Raw genomic sequence first — 18,627 nt, forward strand, 5'->3', positions numbered from 1 at the left:
GTATGTCCCGCTAGCACCCTGAGAAAGGAACCAGCGAATGGCCACAAACCCAGTCAAATTTATCAATGAGACGCGGGCAGAGATTTCGAAGGTCGTGTGGCCCACACGGCGCGAAGTGGTGATGACAACCATCATGGTGTTCATCATGGCGGCGCTGACGGCTGTCTTCTTTAGCTTGGTCGACCTGATCATCCGGTCTGGATTGTCGGGTGTTCTGGGCCTCTTTGGCTGATTAAGTCTTAAAGGAAAATTGCTTCAAACCCCTTGTCAACAAAGGGTTACGGCGTTACATGCCCATACGTTTTGGAAATGGCGTGCGGCGAATCGAGTTGCGCGCCGCTTTTTGTTTTCGGGACGGTCAGTCTTAAACGACTGAAATCAAAAGGAATTTGCGGGGTTTGCCGCATCATGACGAGGTGTCGAGACACATGGCGAAACGTTGGTATTCAGTTAGCGTGCTCTCAAACTTCGAGAAGAAAATCGCTGAAACCATCCGCCAGAAGGCAGAGGAAAGCGGTCTGACCGATCAGATCGACGAAGTTCTCGTGCCGACTGAAGAAGTGATCGAGGTGCGTCGCAACAAGAAAGTGACCGCTGAGCGCCGCTTCATGCCGGGCTATGTTTTGGTGCACATGGAAATGTCGGATGAGGGCTATCATCTCATCAACTCTATCAACCGCGTCACCGGGTTCTTGGGCCCGCAAGGTCGCCCGATGCCGATGCGCGACGCCGAAGTCCAAGCGATCTTGGGCCGCGTAGAAGAAGGTCAGGAAGCGCCACGCACACTGATCAGCTTTGATGTGGGCGAGAAAGTGAAAGTGAACGACGGACCGTTCGAAGACTTCGATGGTCTGGTCGAGGGAGTCGATGAAGAGAACCAGCGCTTGAAGGTGACGGTCTCTATCTTTGGCCGGGCAACCCCGGTCGAGCTGGAATACACGCAGGTTTCCAAACAGTAATCAGCGGTGTCTGTGGGAGGCGAGCAGCGCGCGCGTTGCGAACCGGACCACACAACTGAGAAGCCCACGCGACGCGTCGCAAGGGTGTTGAAAAAGAAGGAGAGGCCACATGGCCAAGAAACTCGCCGGCACGATGAAACTGCAGGTTCCTGCAGGTCAAGCCAACCCATCCCCACCCGTGGGCCCTGCATTGGGTCAGCGCGGCATCAACATCATGGAATTCTGCAAGGCATTCAACGCCAAGACGCAGGACCTTGAGCCTGGTGCCCCATGCCCAACAGTGATCACATACTATCAGGACAAGTCCTTCTCGATGGACATCAAGACGCCACCTGCGTCTTACTTCATCAAGAAAGCGGCCAAGCTGAAGTCTGGCTCCCAGACACCAGGTAAAGCCGTTGCTGGTTCGATCACATCCAAGCAGGTCCGCGAAATCGCAGAAGCGAAGATGAAAGACCTGAACGCCAACGACATCGAAGGCGCAATGCTGATCATCATGGGCTCCGCCCGTTCTATGGGCATCGAGGTAAAGTAATGGCAAAATTTGGTAAGCGTACTACCGCCGCGCGCGAGGCGTTCGCAGGTAAAGAAAACGTCTCCGTCTCCGAAGCTGTTGCTTTGGTCAAGGACAACGCAAAGGCGAAGTTCGACGAGACAATCGAAATCTCGATGGTTTTGGGCATCGACCCACGCCACGCTGACCAGATGGTCCGCGGCACCGTGACCCTGCCAAACGGCACAGGTAAAACTGTCCGTGTGGCTGTGTTTGCACGTGGTGACAAAGCGGACGAGGCGAAAGCTGCTGGTGCAGACATCGTCGGCGCAGAAGACCTGATGGAAATTGTTCAAGGTGGCACGATCGAATTCGACCGCTGCATCGCGACACCTGACATGATGGGTATCGTTGGCCGTCTGGGTAAAGTCCTTGGCCCACGTAACCTGATGCCAAACCCGCGCGTTGGCACAGTGACACCTGACGTAAAAGCGGCTGTTGAAGCGGCGAAGGGTGGCGAAGTTCAGTTCAAAGCTGAGAAAGCGGGCGTTGTGCACGCTGGTATCGGCAAAGCCTCATTTGGTGCGCAGCAGATCGAAGAGAACGTGAAAGCGTTCGTTGACGCGGTCAGCAAAGCCAAGCCAACAGGCGCAAAAGGCACATACATGAAGAAGATAGCATTGACTTCTACAATGGGCCCAGGTGTTTCCGTTGCTGTGGATGACGCCACTGGCAACGCCTAAAGAATTCGGTGCCCCTCGGGGCACCGTTTAGCCACGCCAGACCATCGGCGTGGTTCTGTCCGAGACGGAGGGTTCAGGTTTGACCTGAATAATTCCTTCCTGAGATGGGAAACGAGAACGAGATTTACGAAGGCTTCGACCTTCGGGTGATCAAGGCTCGGGACCCTGAAAATTGGACCCGAACGCCCCAGACCATCGGGGCAAAATTGAGCCGGGGTGAAAGCCCCAAACTTGGAGTAAAACTGTGGATAGAGCACAAAAAGAACAGCTGGTCGACGAACTCGGCCAAGTGTTTGAAAGCTCTGGCGTCGTAGTGGTGAGCCACTACGAGGGTATGACAGTTGCTGAAATGCAGGACCTGCGCGCGAAAATGCGTGAAGTAGGTGGGTCCGTACGCGTGACCAAGAACAAGCTCGCCAAGATCGCCCTTGAGGGTAAGCCATGCGCCAGCATTGCTGAACTACTTTCGGGCATGACAGTGCTTGCCTATTCTGAAGATCCTGTGGCCGCGGCCAAGGTTGTTCAGGACTATTCCAAAGAGAATGACAAACTCGTCATCCTCGGCGGTGCAATGGGCGATCAAGCACTCGACGTCGCCGGTGTGAAAGCCGTTGCTGCAATGCCATCCCGCGAGGAGCTTATTGCCTCCATCGTTGGCTGCATTGGTGCACCAGCTTCCAACATCGCCGGTGCGATTGGCGCGCCTGCTTCAAACATCGCGAGCATTCTTTCGACCATCGAAGAGAAGGCTGCATAAGCAACTTGACTATCTCCGTACGGCAATCTGCTGACGTTGGAACACAAATTTAGAAATGGAAAAGCAAAATGGCTGATCTGAAGAAACTCGCTGAAGAGATCGTTGGTCTGACACTTCTCGAAGCACAAGAACTGAAAACCATCCTGAAGGATGAGTATGGCATCGAACCAGCTGCTGGTGGCGCTGTCATGATGGCTGGTCCAGCTGGCGGAGACGCTGGCGGTGCAGCTGAAGAGAAGACAGAATTCGACGTTGTACTGAAGAACGCAGGTGCATCGAAAATCAACGTGATCAAAGAAGTTCGCGGCATCACTGGTCTTGGCCTCAAAGAAGCAAAAGATCTCGTCGAAGCTGGCGGCAAGATCAAAGAAGGTGTCGACAAAGCCGAAGCAGAAGACATCAAGGGCAAGCTGGAAGCAGCTGGCGCAGAAGTCGAGCTGGCCTAAGCCACGCATTCAGAGCCGTCCATGGCTCGGAAATAAGGGCTGGATCCGCGAAATCGTGGGTCCAGCCAAACCTGTCTTAGAAGGGTGTCTTGCGAGACACGCGTCTTGGGTAGGTTTTCATCGGGAGGCATTCGGTGGGACGAATGCCACGAATAGATGAAACTCCCCTCTCAATGGGAGAGCACCGCGTCCCCGGCGGCGGCTCACTCGCAGAGAAAAGAAGGTAAAATTTCACATGGGTCAGTCCTTCCTAGGTCAAAAACGCCTGCGTAAATACTACGGCAAAATCCGTGAAGTCCTTGAAATGCCGAACCTTATTGAGGTTCAGAAATCTTCCTATGACCTGTTTCTGCGCTCCGGCGACAGTGATCAGCCATTGGACGGTGAAGGCATCAAAGGCGTCTTTCAGTCGGTCTTCCCGATCAAAGACTTCAATGAAACCGCCGTTCTTGAGTTCGTAAAGTACGAGCTGGAGAAGCCAAAATACGACGTTGAGGAGTGCCAACAGCGCGACATGACATACAGCGCACCGCTGAAAGTCACCCTCCGTCTGATCGTGTTTGATGTTGATGAGGACACAGGCGCGAAGTCCGTCAAGGACATCAAAGAACAAGACGTTTTCATGGGCGACATGCCTTTGATGACACCAAACGGCACGTTCGTTGTGAACGGCACTGAGCGCGTGATCGTTTCCCAGATGCACCGCTCCCCTGGCGTGTTCTTTGACCACGACAAAGGCAAAACCCATTCTTCCGGCAAACTGCTGTTTGCCTGTCGCATCATCCCATACCGCGGCAGCTGGCTCGACTTTGAATTCGACGCCAAAGACCTTGTATTTGCGCGCATCGACCGTCGTCGGAAGCTTCCTGTCACTACGCTGCTCTATGCGCTTGGCTTCGATCAGGAAGGCATCATGGATGCCTACTATGATACTGTCGATTACACGCTCGACAAGAAGGGAAAGGCGTGGACAACCAAGTTCTTCCCAGAGCGTGTGCGCGGAACACGCCCAACGTTTGATCTGGTGGACGCAAGCACTGGCGAGGTTATCGCCAAGGCTGGGGAAAAGGTCACACCACGCTCCGTCAAGAAGCTGATCGACGAAGGAAAAGTCACTGAACTGCTGGTCCCATACGAGCAAATCGTCGGCAAGTTCGCGGCCAAAGATATCATCAACGAAGAAAACGGCGCAATCTACGTCGAAGCCGGTGATGAGCTGACGCTTGAGATGGATAAAGAAGGTGAGGTTATCGGCGGGACGCTGAAAGACCTGATCGATGCTGGCATCAAGACGATCCCAGTGCTCGACATCGACAACGTGAATGTCGGCTCCTACATGCGCAACACAATGGCGTCTGATAAGAACATGAACCGCGAAACCGCGCTAATGGACATCTACCGCGTCATGCGCCCGGGTGAGCCGCCAACCGTTGATGCGGCCTCTGCGCTCTTCGACACATTGTTCTTCGATTCAGAGCGGTACGACCTCTCTGCCGTGGGCCGTGTGAAGATGAACATGCGTCTCGACCTTGATGCAGAAGACACCATGCGCACCCTGCGCAAGGAAGACATCGTGGCCTGTATCAAGGCGCTGGTTGAATTGCGTGACGGCAAAGGCGACGTGGACGACATCGACCACCTAGGCAACCGCCGTGTCCGTTCCGTCGGCGAACTGATGGAAAACCAATATCGCGTTGGCCTTTTGCGGATGGAGCGCGCGATCAAAGAGCGTATGTCCTCTGTCGAAATCGACACGATCATGCCTCAGGACTTGATCAACGCGAAACCTGCGGCTGCGGCTGTACGTGAATTCTTCGGTTCCTCGCAGCTGTCGCAGTTCATGGACCAGACCAACCCGCTGTCCGAAGTCACACACAAGCGTCGCTTGTCTGCGTTGGGCCCAGGTGGTCTGACCCGTGAGCGGGCTGGCTTTGAAGTGCGCGACGTTCACGCCACGCACTATGGCCGTATGTGCCCAATTGAAACGCCGGAAGGTCCAAACATTGGTCTGATCAACTCGCTGGCGACCTTCGCCCGCGTTAACAAGTATGGCTTCATTGAAACACCGTATCGTAAGGTCGAGAACGGCGTTGTGACTGACGAAGTCAGCTACATGTCCGCGACCGAAGAAATGCGTCACACCGTGGCGCAGGCCAACGCCAAATTGGATGAGAAGGGCAAGTTCGTTAACGATCTCGTTTCCACTCGTCAGAACGGTGAATACATGTTGGCGCAGAACGAAGCGGTTGACCTTATCGACGTGTCACCAAAACAGCTGGTGTCTGTTGCGGCCTCGCTGATCCCATTCCTTGAGAATGACGACGCGAACCGCGCTTTGATGGGCTCCAACATGCAACGTCAGGCGGTCCCACTCTTGCAGGCGGAAGCCCCGCTTGTTGGTACGGGCATCGAAGAGGTTGTGGCCCGCGACTCTGGTGCGGCGATCATGGCAAAACGTGCAGGTATCATCGACCAAGTTGATGCATCACGTATCGTTATCCGTGCGACAGAAGATCTCGAACTGGGCGATGCTGGCGTTGACATCTACCGGATGCGCAAATTCCAGCGGTCCAACCAGAACACCTGCATAAACCAGCGTCCGCTGGTGAAAGTGGGTCAGCAGATCAAGAAGGGTGAAGTCATCGCCGACGGTCCATCCACAGATATGGGTGAACTGGCCCTTGGTAAGAACGTAGTCGTCGCGTTTATGCCTTGGAACGGCTACAACTACGAGGACTCCATCCTGATCTCTGAGCGGATCGTCCGCGACGACGTGTTCACATCCGTCCACATCGAAGAATTCGAAGTGGCCGCTCGTGACACGAAGCTTGGGCCAGAGGAAATCACACGCGACATTCCAAACGTCGGTGAAGAAGCGCTGCGCAACCTCGATGAGGCTGGCATCGTCTACATCGGTGCTGAAGTCGGGCCGGCTGACATCCTCGTTGGTAAGATCACACCAAAGGGCGAAAGCCCAATGACACCAGAAGAAAAGCTTCTGCGTGCCATCTTTGGTGAGAAAGCCTCTGACGTGCGTGACACATCCCTGCGCCTGCCGCCGGGTGACTTCGGCACGGTTGTTGAGGTCCGCGTCTTCAACCGCCACGGCGTTGAAAAAGACGAACGTGCCCTGCAGATCGAGCGTGAGGAAGTTGAACGCCTCGCCCGCGACCGCGACGACGAGTTGGTGATCCTTGACCGGAACATCTACGCCCGTCTGAAGGACATGATCCTCGGCAAAACAGCCGTAAAAGGTCCAAAAGGCTTCAAGGCCAACTCCAAGATCACTGAAGAGGTGCTCGAAGAGCTGTCTCACGGTCTGTGGTGGCAGTTGGCGCTGAAGGATGAAGCTGACGCGCAGGTCGTTGAAGCCCTGAACGAACAGTATGAAATCCAGAAGCGTGCAATGGACGCCCGTTTTGAGGACAAGGTCGAGAAAGTCCGCCGCGGCGATGACCTGCCACCAGGTGTGATGAAGATGGTCAAAGTCTTTGTTGCTGTGAAGCGTAAGCTTCAGCCAGGTGACAAGATGGCCGGTCGTCACGGGAACAAAGGTGTTATTTCCAAGGTTGTGCCTATGGAAGACATGCCGTTCCTCGCAGACGGCACGCCTGTTGACTTCTGTCTGAACCCGCTCGGCGTGCCATCCCGTATGAACGTCGGTCAGATTTTGGAAACACACATGGGCTGGGCCGCACGCGGTCTTGGCATTCAGATTGACGAAGCGATGGATGAATACCGCCGCTCTGGTGATCTGACACCTGTCCGCGAAGCTATGCGCATCGCTTACGGTGATGATGTCTATTCCGAAGGTCTGGAAGGCATGGGTGAGGATGACCTGCTTGAAGCAGCAGGCAACGTCACCCTCGGTGTTCCAATCGCAACGCCGGTCTTCGACGGTGCAAAGGAAAGCGACGTTAACGATAACCTCGTGAAAGCTGGCTTCGACGAGTCCGGTCAGTCGATCCTCTTCGACGGCCGCACAGGTGAACAGTTCAGCCGCCCAGTGACAGTCGGTGTCAAATACCTGCTGAAACTGCACCACTTGGTGGACGACAAGATTCACGCACGGTCCACGGGCCCTTACTCACTCGTCACGCAACAGCCGCTAGGTGGTAAAGCTCAGTTTGGTGGTCAGCGCTTCGGTGAGATGGAGGTCTGGGCACTGGAAGCATACGGCGCGGCTTACACGCTGCAAGAGATGCTGACCGTGAAGTCTGACGACGTTGCTGGCCGGACGAAAGTCTATGAAAGCATCGTCAAGGGCGAGGACAACTTTGAGGCTGGCGTCCCAGAGTCGTTCAACGTGCTTGTGAAAGAAGTCCGGGGCCTCGGCCTCAACATGGAACTCCTGGATGCCGAGGTGGATGAGTAAGGCCCCGGCCTTACTCCCCTAATCCCCAACGCACCCCATTCAAGGAATTGAAGATGAACCAGGAACTGACAAACAACCCGTTCAACCCGCTCACACCGGCGAAAACGTTTGACGAAATCAAGGTCTCTTTGGCCTCACCAGAACGGATCCTCTCTTGGTCCTTTGGTGAGATCAAGAAACCAGAAACCATCAACTACCGGACGTTCAAGCCTGAACGTGATGGCCTCTTCTGCGCACGTATCTTTGGCCCGATCAAAGACTATGAGTGCCTCTGCGGCAAATATAAGCGCATGAAGTATCGCGGCGTTGTCTGCGAGAAATGCGGTGTGGAAGTCACGCTGCAAAAAGTCCGTCGTGAGCGTATGGGCCACATTGAGCTTGCGGCCCCAGTGGCACACATTTGGTTTCTCAAGTCGCTGCCATCCCGCATAGGCCTGATGCTGGACATGACACTGCGCGATCTTGAGCGGATCCTCTATTTCGAAAACTACGTGGTGATCGAACCCGGTCTGACTGACCTGACATATGGTCAGCTGATGTCGGAAGAAGAGTTTTACGACGCGCAAGACACCTATGGCATGGACGCGTTCCAAGCCAACATCGGTGCCGAAGCGATCCGTGAGATGCTCTCCCAGATTGACCTTGAGTCTGAAGCAGAGCAGCTCCGCGCTGATCTGAAAGAGGCGACAGGTGAACTGAAGCCGAAGAAGATCATCAAACGTTTGAAGATCGTCGAAAGCTTTATTGAGTCCGGCAACCGTCCGGAATGGATGATCCTGACTGTCGTGCCAGTGATCCCACCAGAGCTGCGCCCACTGGTGCCGCTGGATGGTGGTCGCTTTGCGACGTCCGACCTCAACGACCTCTACCGTCGTGTGATCAACCGGAACAATCGTCTGAAGCGTCTGATTGAGCTTCGCGCACCTGACATCATCGTCCGCAACGAAAAGCGGATGCTGCAGGAATCCGTTGACGCCTTGTTCGACAACGGCCGTCGTGGTCGTGTCATCACAGGTGCCAACAAGCGTCCTTTGAAGTCACTCTCAGACATGCTGAAGGGCAAGCAGGGTCGCTTCCGTCAGAACCTTCTGGGTAAGCGCGTCGACTTCTCCGGCCGTTCGGTCATTGTGACCGGTCCGGAACTCAAGCTGCACCAGTGTGGTCTGCCAAAGAAGATGGCGCTCGAGCTTTTCAAGCCTTTCATCTACTCACGGCTTGAGGCCAAAGGTCTGTCTTCCACAGTCAAGCAAGCCAAGAAACTGGTCGAAAAAGAACGTCCAGAGGTGTGGGATATCCTTGATGAAGTGATCCGCGAACACCCAGTGATGCTGAACCGTGCGCCAACGCTGCACCGCCTTGGCATCCAAGCGTTCGAACCGGTTCTGATCGAAGGTAAAGCGATCCAGCTGCACCCGCTTGTCTGTTCTGCGTTTAACGCGGACTTCGACGGTGACCAGATGGCGGTTCACGTCCCACTATCGCTTGAAGCTCAGCTCGAAGCGCGTGTTCTGATGATGTCCACGAACAACGTTCTGTCACCGTCCAACGGTGCGCCGATCATCGTGCCATCCCAAGACATGATCCTTGGTCTCTACTACACGACCATCGAGCGTGAAGGCATGAAGGGCGAAGGCATGACCTTCTCCAACATTGAGGAAGTTGAGCACGCCCTAAACGCTGGCGAAGTGCACCTGCACGCGAAAGTCACAGCCCGTATCCCTCAGATCAATGAGGAAGGTCTTGAGGTGATGGAGCGGTTCGAAACCACTCCAGGCCGCTTGCGCCTTGGTGCGTTGCTGCCTTTGAATGCGAAAGCGCCGTTCGCACTTGTGAACCGTCTTCTGCGTAAGAAAGAAGTGCAGCAGGTCATCGACACGGTCTACCGTTACTGCGGTCAGAAAGAGTCCGTCATTTTCTGCGACCAGATCATGACGATGGGCTTCCGCGAAGCGTTCAAGGCTGGCATCTCCTTCGGTAAGGACGACATGGTCATCCCTGAAACGAAGTGGGATCTTGTCAACGAGACCCGTGAGCAAGTGAAAGACTTCGAACAACAGTACATGGACGGCCTGATCACTCAGGGTGAAAAGTACAACAAAGTTGTCGATGCTTGGTCAAAGTCGAACGACAAAGTTACTGACGCGATGATGGCGACCATTGGTGAGACACCAACGCTGGGAGATGGCTCTCAAGGTGAACCAAACTCGGTTTACATGATGGCTCACTCCGGTGCGCGTGGCTCCGTCACTCAGATGAAACAGCTGGGCGGCATGCGCGGCCTAATGGCTAAGCCGAACGGTGAAATCATCGAAACGCCAATTATCTCGAACTTTAAGGAAGGTCTGACCGTTCTTGAGTACTTCAACTCCACCCACGGTGCCCGTAAAGGTCTGTCGGACACGGCGTTGAAAACGGCGAACTCGGGTTACCTGACACGTCGTCTGGTGGACGTCGCCCAAGACTGCATCGTGCGCGAATTGGACTGCGGCACCGAAACAGCGATCACAGCAGAAGCTGCGGTCAACGACGGTGAAGTGGTCTCCTCTCTTGCGGAGCGTGTTCTGGGTCGTGTTTCAGCTGACGAAGTTCTCAAACCAGGCACAGACGAAGTGCTGGTCGAGAAGGGCGAACTGATCGACGAACGCAAAGCAGACATGATCGATGCCTCTGGTATCGCCAAAATGCGCATCCGCAGCCCGCTGACCTGTGAGTCAGAGGACGGCGTTTGTGCAACCTGCTACGGTCGTGACCTTGCCCGCGGTACCCGCGTCAACATTGGTGAGGCCGTCGGCATCATCGCGGCGCAGTCTATCGGCGAACCTGGGACACAGCTGACCATGCGGACTTTCCACATCGGTGGTGTTGCGCAGGGTGGTCAGCAGTCGTTCCTTGAAGCGTCTCAGACCGGTAAAGTCGAGTTCCGCAACGCAAACCTTCTTGCAAACAAGAATGGGGAGCAGGTGGTGATGGGCCGCAACATGGTTCTGGCGATCATGGGTCCAGACGGTGAAGAGCGTGCGAACCACAAGGTTGGCTATGGCTCTAAGGTCTTCGTCAAAGAAGGGGCAGAAGTTCTGCGCGGTGACAAGCTGTTTGAATGGGATCCATTCACACTGCCAATCATCGCTGAGAAGGCCGGTAAGGTGAAATACGTTGATCTCGTCAACGGTATCGCCGTACGCGAAGAAACCGACGACGCAACCGGTATGACACAGAAGATCGTGGCAGACTGGCGCGCAGCGCCAAAAGGCAATGAACTCGCACCAAAGATCATTGTCGCTGGCAAAGATGGTGAGCCTGTTCTTAAAGACGACGGCAACCCAGTGTCCTATGCGATGTCTGTGGATGCGGTTTTGTCGGTGGAAGATGGTGAAGACATCCAAGCTGGTGACGTTGTGGCGCGTATCCCTCGTGAGGGTGCCAAGACGAAAGACATCACCGGTGGTCTGCCACGTGTCGCCGAACTCTTTGAAGCCCGCCGTCCAAAAGATCACGCGATCATCGCCGAAATCGATGGTTACGTGCGGTTCGGCAAGGACTACAAGAACAAGCGCCGCATCGCGATTGAATCCTCTGAAGATCCAGAGACCAAGGTTGAATACATGGTGCCTAAGGGCAAGCACATCCCAGTTGCGGAAGGTGACTTTGTCCAGAAGGGCGACTACATCATGGACGGCAACCCAGCACCGCATGACATTCTTGCGGTCATGGGGGTCGAGGCCTTGGCGGACTACATGATCAACGAGGTTCAGGACGTCTATCGCCTGCAAGGTGTGAAGATCAACGACAAGCACATCGAAGTGATTGTGCGCCAGATGCTCCAGAAGTGGGAGATTCAGGATAGCGGTGACACCGTTCTTCTGAAAGGCGAGAACGTAGATAAGGCCGAGTTTGATGAGGCCAACGCCAAGGCACTGGCACGCGGTGACCGCCCAGCAACGGGTGAGCCGATCCTGCTGGGTATCACCAAGGCGTCCTTGCAAACACGTTCCTTCATCTCCGCAGCGTCGTTCCAAGAAACAACGCGCGTTCTGACCGAAGCATCGGTTCAGGGTAAGAAGGACAAGCTGATTGGCCTGAAAGAGAACGTAATCGTGGGTCGTCTGATCCCTGCTGGTACAGGTGGCGCAACACAGCGCGTCGCCCGCATCGCGGCAGAGCGTGACAACGTCGTCATCGAAGCACGTCGGGAAGAAGCTGAACAAGCTGCCCTTCTCGCCGCGCCTTCCATGGAAGATGACATTATTGGCGGTGACGAGTTCGACCAAATCATTGTCGACACACCAGAAAGCCGCGAAGAATAAAGCGGTTCATATGACCAAAAGAAGGGCTGCCAATTTGGCGGCCCTTTTTGTTTTGGGGCAAACACGTCTTTCAGCAATTTCACCCGTTGATGCGACGTGGGCTATACACGCCCGCAAATAGAGACTATGGCCCAGTTCTTTCCCGCCACTTGGTGACCCATGCAAGATTTCTCCGGCCTCCCCGATACTCTCTCAACCGCGCTGACCAAAAAGGGATACAGCGGTTTGACGCCCGTTCAGCAGGCGGTCACAGACGATGCCTTGGCTGGCAAAGATTTGCTGGTCTCCGCCCAGACGGGCTCAGGCAAAACCGTGGGCTTCGGTCTGGCAATGGCCTCCGACGTGTTGGACGACGCCGGTCGGTTTGGGCGCCCCGCTGCCCCGCAAGCCGCCGTCATTGCGCCAACGCGCGAACTGGCCTTGCAAGTGCGCCGCGAATTTGACTGGCTCTTTGCGGAGGCAGGCATCGTCACCGCCTCCGCCGTTGGTGGTATGGATGCGCGGACCGAACGACGCGCAATCGAACGCGGCGCGCATTTGATCGTCGCCACACCGGGGCGTCTGCGCGACCACATCGCCCGGGGTGTGATCGACATGAGCGATCTAAAAACGGTCGTTCTGGATGAGGCGGATGAAATGCTCGACATGGGCTTTTCCGAAGACCTTGAATTCATCCTTGATCACACGCCAAAATCCCGTCGCACGCTCATGTTCTCCGCCACCGTGCCGCGCGGCATCGCAAAGCTGGCGCAGACCTATCAGAATGAAGACGCGGAGCGGCTCAAGGTCGGCAGCGCCGAAAAACAGCATGCGGATATCAAATATAGCGCGCTCAATGTTGCCCCATCGGACATCGAAAAAGCGATCATCAACCTACTGCGCTACCATGATGCACAAACTGCGATAATCTTTGCCAACACCCGCTCTATGGTGGCCCGTCTGACGGCCAAGTTTTCCAACCGTGGGTTTTCTGTCGTCTCGCTCTCTGGCGAACTCAGCCAAGCCGAACGCACCAACGCCATGCAAGCGCTGCGCGATGGGCGGGCGCAGGTCTGTGTCGCAACCGATGTCGCAGCCCGTGGCATCGACCTGCCCGGATTGGAATTGGTGATCCACGCCGATCTGCCCTCCAATGCCGAAGCCTTGCTGCACCGCTCCGGACGGACGGGTCGGGCAGGGCGCAAAGGCAACTCCATCCTGATCGTGCCGGGGCGTCAGCGGTCCAAAGCACAACGTCTACTGAAATTCGCTAAACTCGACGCAGAATGGGGCATACCCCCGTCGGCGGAGGCGGTTTTGGCAAAAGATGAGGAGCGGATCGCGTCCAACCCCGCATTGGACGAGCCGTCAAGCGCCGAAGAATTAGCCTTCGCCGAACGTCTGCTTAATGGACGCACGCCCGAACAGATCGCCGCCGCATACCTGCGCCTCTACCGTGAACGCCACTCCGCTCCCGAAATTCTTGGCGCATTGCCCGAACCTGGCCACCGCAAACCCCGCGACCATGCGGAGTTCGGGCCGAGCACATGGTTTTCCCTCAACTTGGGCCGCAAGCATCGCGCCGAACCGCGCTGGTTGCTCCCCATGCTCTGTCGCAATGCAGGCCTGTCAAAAAGCGCAATCGGCGCAATCCGCGTCCAGTTCCAAGAAACCTTTGTCGAGATTGCAAATGATGCCATCGCGGCGATGAAGCAGGAACTCGGTCCGGAGATGAGCTTGGAACAGGGCGCAGCCCTGACCGAGTTGTCCGGTGCACCTGACTTCGACGCCTCCCCCAAAGGACCACCAGCCGACACATTATGGACCGGCAAGCCGCCACAAAAACGCAAACCGCGCACAGAGGACAAGCCGAAGGCACCCCACAAGCCAAAGCAAGCGAAAGACGAGGGGCGGAAACCGTCAAAGCCGAAGAAAGACAAAGCCCCTGAAAAGCGGGGGGAGAAGCCACCTTTCAAAGGCAAGCCGCCTTCAAAGCCTAAAGAGTCGAAGCGCCGCCCTGACGCTGCCGATACGTCAAAATCCCTAAGGTCCGGAAAAGTGCGTCACACCTCCAAAGGCAAAGGACCGCAATCGCGCACGGGCAAGGGCGGCGACGCACGCCCCTTCCGCAAACGGTCCAAGCCGCAGGGCCGTTGACAGCTAATAACGACGACGCATGGTCGCGTTTGATATGGCGCGGCCTGCCATGACAGGTTAGCGCTAAGTTTATGGAAATCCCGTCCGAGAATATGCGCGGCGCGATCTTAATGACCGCGTCCATGACCGCTTACACTGTCAACGATGCGTTCTTCAAAGCCCTGTCGGACGAGCTTCCGCTGTTTCAAGCCATCTTCGTCCGCGGGATCGCGGTTGTGGCCTGCCTGACGGTTGCGGGGATCATCCTTGGGCAATTAACCTTGCGCCAAAGCAAGCGGGACTGGTTCTTCATCCTCGCCCGCGCTGTGTTTGAGTTGGGGGCTGCGTTCCTTTTCCTGCTTGCCCTCATCAACATGCCCATCGCTAATGTCACTGCGATCCTGCAAGCGCTGCCGCTGACGGTCAGCCTTGCGGCGGCGGTCTTCTTGGGCGCTACAATCGGATGGCGCCGGCTTGCAGCGATTTTCATTGGCTTCATCGGCGTGCTGCTCATCATCAAACCGGGCAGCGATGGCTTTAATGTCTATGCGCTCTACGCCTTGGCCGCCGTGGGCTTTGTCACCGCCCGCGACATCCTCGTGCCCAAAATCTCCAAAGAGGTACCAACAATGGTTGTCGCATGGGCCACAGCCGTTGTGGTGATGCTGGGCGGCGGGGCAATGTCGCTCACCGAAACCTGGCAACCGCTCTCCACCCTTGGCCAGCTGCAAATGGCGGGCGCTGTGATCGCCATCCTCGGCGGTTCGATCTTTTCCATCGTTGCCATGCGCCACGGCGATATCGCCTTCGTTGCGCCTTTCCGCTACTCTGGATTGATCGCAGCAGTGATCGTCGGCTTCGTCTTTTTTAGCGAATTCCCCGACACCCTCACCATCATTGGGTCGCTCATCGTTGTGGGCACCGGAATCTTCACGCTCTACCGCGACAACCGCATTGCAAAACGCACGCAAATCGAAGCAGACAGCGCATTCAATTAGCGCCTGTTGACAGGTTCACCGACTCCTTCTATACGCCGCTCATCCGAGCCAGAGGCCTTATTCTCTTGCTTGAATCAAAATTGAAGTGGTCAAGAACCGAGCTACTGTTGCTTTGTTCCTCTGAATACTCACCGCACCAAACCTCCGGTAAGGGTTTGACTGCGGAATTGTTGTGCTTTTCGCATGCGAGGGGCATTTGCCGAAGAAACCTCGCGCCGTCAAAAGCGCACAACATGTGAATAGATGGGAACATCAAACGATGCCAACGATTCAGCAGCTGATCCGCAAACCGCGCCAGCCGAAAGTAACACGATCCAAGTCCCTCCATATGGAAGGATGCCCTCAGAAACGCGGCGTTTGCACCCGCGTTTACACAACAACTCCTAAGAAGCCGAACTCCGCGATGCGGAAGGTTGCAAAGGTTCGCCTGACCAACGGTTTCGAAGTCATTTCCTACATCCCAGGTGAAAGCCACAACCTTCAGGAACACTCCGTGGTTCTGATCCGTGGCGGCCGTGTGAAAGACCTTCCAGGTGTGCGTTACCACATCCTGCGCGGTGTTCTGGATACGCAGGGTGTTAAAGACCGTAAGCAACGCCGTTCGAAGTACGGCGCGAAGCGTCCTAAGTAAGGGTAGAATAACATGTCACGTCGTCACGCCGCTGAAAAACGCGAAGTTCTGCCAGACGCCAAGTTTGGTGATATCGTTCTGACAAAGTTCATGAACAACCTCATGATCGACGGTAAGAAATCCGTCGCTGAAAAAATCGTCTACAACGCTTTTGATCGCGTTGAAGACAAGCTGAAGAAAGCCCCTGTTGAGGTTTTCCACGAAGCGCTCGACAACATCAAACCGAACCTTGAGGTTCGCTCCCGCCGCGTGGGTGGTGCGACATATCAGGTTCCTGTTGATGTCCGCCCAGAGCGTCGCGAAGCACTGGCCATCCGTTGGATGATCGCCGCTGCGAAAAACCGCAACGAAAATACAATGGAAGAGCGTCTCGCTGGCGAACTTCTGGACGCTGTGAACAACCGGGGCGCGGCTGTGAAAAAGCGTGAAGACACTCACAAGATGGCTGAAGCGAACAAAGCGTTCAGCCACTATCGCTGGTAAGAGGAAGCAGTACCAATGGCACGCGAATATCCCCTCGAACTTTACCGTAACTTCGGGATCATGGCTCACATCGATGCGGGTAAAACTACCTGTTCCGAGCGTATCCTGTACTACACTGGTAAAGAGCATAACATCGGCGAAGTGCACGATGGTGCAGCAACCATGGACTGGATGGAGCAAGAGCAGGAGCGTGGCATCACGATCACTTCTGCGGCGACAACCACATTCTGGGAACGCACAGAAGACGGCGAAACAGCCGACACGCCTAAGCATCGCCTGAACATCATCGACACACCGGGCCACGTTGACTTCACAATCGAAGTTGAGCGTTCCTTGGCTGTTCTCGACGGCGCTGTTTGTGTTCTCGACGCCAACGCTGGTGTTGAGCCTCAGACAGAAACAGTTTGGCGTCAGGCGGACCGCTACAAGGTTCCACGCATGGTCTTCGTCAACAAGATGGACAAGATCGGCGCTGACTTCTTCAACTGTGTGAACATGATTGAAGACCGTACAGGCGCACGTGCGATCCCAGTTGCATTCCCAATCGGTGCGGAAAATGAACTAGAAGGTCTCGTAGACCTCGTCACTATGGAAGAGTGGCTGTGGCAGGGCGAAGACCTTGGCGCATCTTGGGTCAAAGCTCCAATTCGTGACAGCCTGAAAGATCAGGCCGACGAATGGCGCAACACGCTCGTTGAAGCTGCTGTTGAGCAGGACGATGACGCGATGATGGAATACCTTGAAGGTAATGAGCCTGACGTCTCAACACTGCGCGCGTTGGTCCGCAAGGGCTGCCTGTCTATGGCATTCGTTCCAGTGCTCGGCGGTTCTGCGTTCAAGAACAAAGGCGTTCAGCCACTGCTCAACGCTGTGATCGACTATCTGCCGTCACCTTTGGACGTTGTCGACTACATCGGCTTTAAGCCAGGCGACGAAACCGAAGAGCGCAACATCGCACGTCGCGCTGACGACGACATGGCGTTCTCCGCGCTGGCGTTCAAAATCATGAACGACCCATTTGTGGGCTCCCTCACGTTCACACGGATCTACTCCGGTACGTTGAGCAAGGGCGACACAATGCTCAACTCCACCAAGGGGAACAAAGAGCGTGTGGGCCGCATGATGATGATGCACTCCAACGATCGTGAAGAGATTGATGAAGCTTTCGCAGGTGACATCATCGCGCTCGGTGGTCTGAAGAACACCACAACCGGTGACACGCTCTGTGCGCAGAACGATCCAGTTGTCCTTGAGACAATGACGTTCCCAGATCCAGTGATCGAGATCGCCGTTGAGCCGAAGACAAAAGGCGACCAAGAGAAGATGGGCATCGCGCTTCAGCGTCTGTCCGCCGAAGATCCATCCTTCCGCGTGGAAACTGACCTCGAAAGCGGTCAGACCATCATGAAGGGTATGGGCGAACTTCACCTCGATATTCTCGTTGACCGCATGAAGCGTGAATTCAAGGTTGAGGCGAATATCGGTGCTCCTCAGGTGGCCTATCGTGAGACCATCGGTCACGCGGTTGAGCATTCCTACACCCACAAGAAACAGTCCGGTGGTTCCGGTCAGTTTGGTGAGGTGAAGCTGAACATCATTCCAACAGAGCCGGGCGAAGGCTACTCCTTCGAGTCGCTCATCGTTGGTGGTGCGGTTCCAAAGGAATACATCCCAGGTGTTGAAAAGGGCATTCAGTCCGTGATGGACAGCGGTCCTTTGGCTGGCTTCCCTGTGATCGACTTCAAGGTGCAACTGCTGGACGGTAAGTTCCATGACGTTGACTCCTCCGTCCTCGCCTTCGAAATCGCCGCACGCATGTGTATGCGTGAAGGCATGAAGAAAGCGGGCGCGAAACTTCTTGAGCCAATCATGAAGGTGGAGGTCATCACACCAGAAGAATACACCGGTGGTATCATCGGTGACCTGACATCCCGTCGGGGTCAGGTTTCTGGTCAGGACACACGCGGCAATGCCATCGCAATCGACGCAATGGTGCCACTGGCGAACATGTTCGGCTACATCAACACATTGCGCTCCATGTCTTCGGGCCGCGCTCAGTTTACGATGCAGTTCGACCACTACGACCCAGTGCCGAACAACATCTCTGAAGAAATTCAGGCGAAATACGCTTAATGGATTGGCGGGTGCGTCCCGCCATCCCCAATCCATTCGACTAATAAGGAGGCCATCATGGCTAAGGAAAAGTTTGAACGCACGAAGCCGCACGTGAACATCGGCACGATTGGTCACGTTGACCACGGCAAGACCACGTTGACAGCGGCGATCACGAAGCAGTTCTCGAAAGAGTTCAAGGCTTATGACG

14 protein-coding genes are annotated in these 18,627 nt (G+C 55.5%); all 14 read left to right on the forward strand.

From position 1 onward, the window contains the following. The first annotated feature begins 37 nt into the window (after window positions 1–37). Window positions 38–232 carry a preprotein translocase subunit SecE gene (gene secE / locus ACTF5F_RS13250; RefSeq protein WP_438957342.1) on the forward strand — a complete coding sequence of 65 codons (195 nt, stop codon included), beginning with the start codon at window positions 38–40 and terminating at the stop codon, window positions 230–232. 196 nt (window positions 233–428) lie between these two features. Continuing rightward, window positions 429–959, forward strand: a complete 531-nt coding sequence (gene nusG / locus ACTF5F_RS13255) for a transcription termination/antitermination protein NusG (protein WP_438957343.1) — start codon at window positions 429–431, stop codon at window positions 957–959. 109 nt (window positions 960–1,068) lie between these two features. Beyond that, a complete protein-coding gene (gene rplK, locus ACTF5F_RS13260; protein WP_438957344.1) occupies window positions 1,069–1,494 on the forward strand; it encodes a 50S ribosomal protein L11 in 426 nt (141 codons plus the stop codon). Then, window positions 1,494–2,195, forward strand: coding sequence for a 50S ribosomal protein L1 (rplA, locus tag ACTF5F_RS13265; RefSeq protein ID WP_438957345.1), 702 nt, complete (start codon window positions 1,494–1,496; stop codon window positions 2,193–2,195). Before rplK ends, rplA begins: the two co-directional genes overlap by 1 nt. Before the next feature lie 244 nt (window positions 2,196–2,439). After that, complete coding sequence (gene rplJ / locus ACTF5F_RS13270) at window positions 2,440–2,952, forward strand: 50S ribosomal protein L10 (protein ID WP_438957346.1); 513 nt, start codon at window positions 2,440–2,442, stop codon at window positions 2,950–2,952. A gap of 68 nt (window positions 2,953–3,020) precedes the next feature. Continuing rightward, complete coding sequence (rplL, locus tag ACTF5F_RS13275) at window positions 3,021–3,398, forward strand: 50S ribosomal protein L7/L12 (protein ID WP_438957347.1); 378 nt, start codon at window positions 3,021–3,023, stop codon at window positions 3,396–3,398. 235 nt (window positions 3,399–3,633) lie between these two features. Continuing rightward, entirely contained in the window at window positions 3,634–7,773 is a 4,140-nt protein-coding gene (gene rpoB / locus ACTF5F_RS13280) for a DNA-directed RNA polymerase subunit beta (RefSeq protein ID WP_438957348.1), read from the forward strand. Window positions 7,774–7,826: 53 nt separating this feature from the next. Continuing rightward, the gene (gene rpoC / locus ACTF5F_RS13285) at window positions 7,827–12,077 is read left to right on the forward strand and encodes a DNA-directed RNA polymerase subunit beta' (protein ID WP_438957349.1); all 4,251 of its coding nucleotides are present in this window, start codon (window positions 7,827–7,829) and stop codon (window positions 12,075–12,077) included. 159 nt (window positions 12,078–12,236) lie between these two features. Then, on the forward strand, window positions 12,237–14,213 hold the full coding sequence (locus tag ACTF5F_RS13290; protein ID WP_438957350.1) for a DEAD/DEAH box helicase: 1,977 nt from the start codon (window positions 12,237–12,239) through the stop codon (window positions 14,211–14,213). Window positions 14,214–14,305: 92 nt separating this feature from the next. Next, window positions 14,306–15,190: a DMT family transporter gene (locus tag ACTF5F_RS13295; protein WP_438957353.1), complete on the forward strand. Its 885-nt coding sequence runs from the start codon at window positions 14,306–14,308 to the stop codon at window positions 15,188–15,190. A 259-nt stretch (window positions 15,191–15,449) separates the two neighbouring features. Next, window positions 15,450–15,821: a 30S ribosomal protein S12 gene (gene rpsL / locus ACTF5F_RS13300; RefSeq protein WP_072901927.1), complete on the forward strand. Its 372-nt coding sequence runs from the start codon at window positions 15,450–15,452 to the stop codon at window positions 15,819–15,821. Window positions 15,822–15,833: 12 nt separating this feature from the next. Next, a complete protein-coding gene (rpsG, locus tag ACTF5F_RS13305) occupies window positions 15,834–16,304 on the forward strand; it encodes a 30S ribosomal protein S7 (protein WP_438957351.1) in 471 nt (156 codons plus the stop codon). A 15-nt stretch (window positions 16,305–16,319) separates the two neighbouring features. Next, complete coding sequence (gene fusA, locus ACTF5F_RS13310; RefSeq protein ID WP_438957352.1) at window positions 16,320–18,437, forward strand: elongation factor G; 2,118 nt, start codon at window positions 16,320–16,322, stop codon at window positions 18,435–18,437. Between the two features lie 57 nt (window positions 18,438–18,494). Next, on the forward strand, window positions 18,495–18,627 hold a 133-nt coding region (locus ACTF5F_RS13315), incomplete at its 3' end, for a GTP-binding protein (RefSeq protein WP_438957354.1).

Origin of the sequence: Cognatiyoonia sp. (assembly GCF_965661665.1) — a bacterium.
Classification (GTDB): Bacteria; Pseudomonadota; Alphaproteobacteria; order Rhodobacterales; family Rhodobacteraceae; genus Cognatiyoonia.

Excerpts from the sequence above, each read along its gene's own strand:
- rpoC (WP_438957349.1), top strand. The coding sequence starts at position 7,827 with ATGAACCAGGAACTGACAAACAACCCGTTCAACCCGCTCACACCGGCG.
- rpoB (WP_438957348.1), top strand. The coding sequence starts at position 3,634 with ATGGGTCAGTCCTTCCTAGGTCAAAAACGCCTGCGTAAATACTACGGC.
- ACTF5F_RS13290 (WP_438957350.1), top strand. The coding sequence starts at position 12,237 with ATGCAAGATTTCTCCGGCCTCCCCGATACTCTCTCAACCGCGCTGACC.
- rplK (WP_438957344.1), top strand. The coding sequence starts at position 1,069 with ATGGCCAAGAAACTCGCCGGCACGATGAAACTGCAGGTTCCTGCAGGT.
- rplA (WP_438957345.1), top strand. The coding sequence starts at position 1,494 with ATGGCAAAATTTGGTAAGCGTACTACCGCCGCGCGCGAGGCGTTCGCA.
- nusG (WP_438957343.1), top strand. The coding sequence starts at position 429 with ATGGCGAAACGTTGGTATTCAGTTAGCGTGCTCTCAAACTTCGAGAAG.
- rplL (WP_438957347.1), top strand. The coding sequence starts at position 3,021 with ATGGCTGATCTGAAGAAACTCGCTGAAGAGATCGTTGGTCTGACACTT.
- secE (WP_438957342.1), top strand. The coding sequence starts at position 38 with ATGGCCACAAACCCAGTCAAATTTATCAATGAGACGCGGGCAGAGATT.
- rpsG (WP_438957351.1), top strand. The coding sequence starts at position 15,834 with ATGTCACGTCGTCACGCCGCTGAAAAACGCGAAGTTCTGCCAGACGCC.
- ACTF5F_RS13295 (WP_438957353.1), top strand. The coding sequence starts at position 14,306 with ATGCGCGGCGCGATCTTAATGACCGCGTCCATGACCGCTTACACTGTC.
- fusA (WP_438957352.1), top strand. The coding sequence starts at position 16,320 with ATGGCACGCGAATATCCCCTCGAACTTTACCGTAACTTCGGGATCATG.
- rpsL (WP_072901927.1), top strand. The coding sequence starts at position 15,450 with ATGCCAACGATTCAGCAGCTGATCCGCAAACCGCGCCAGCCGAAAGTA.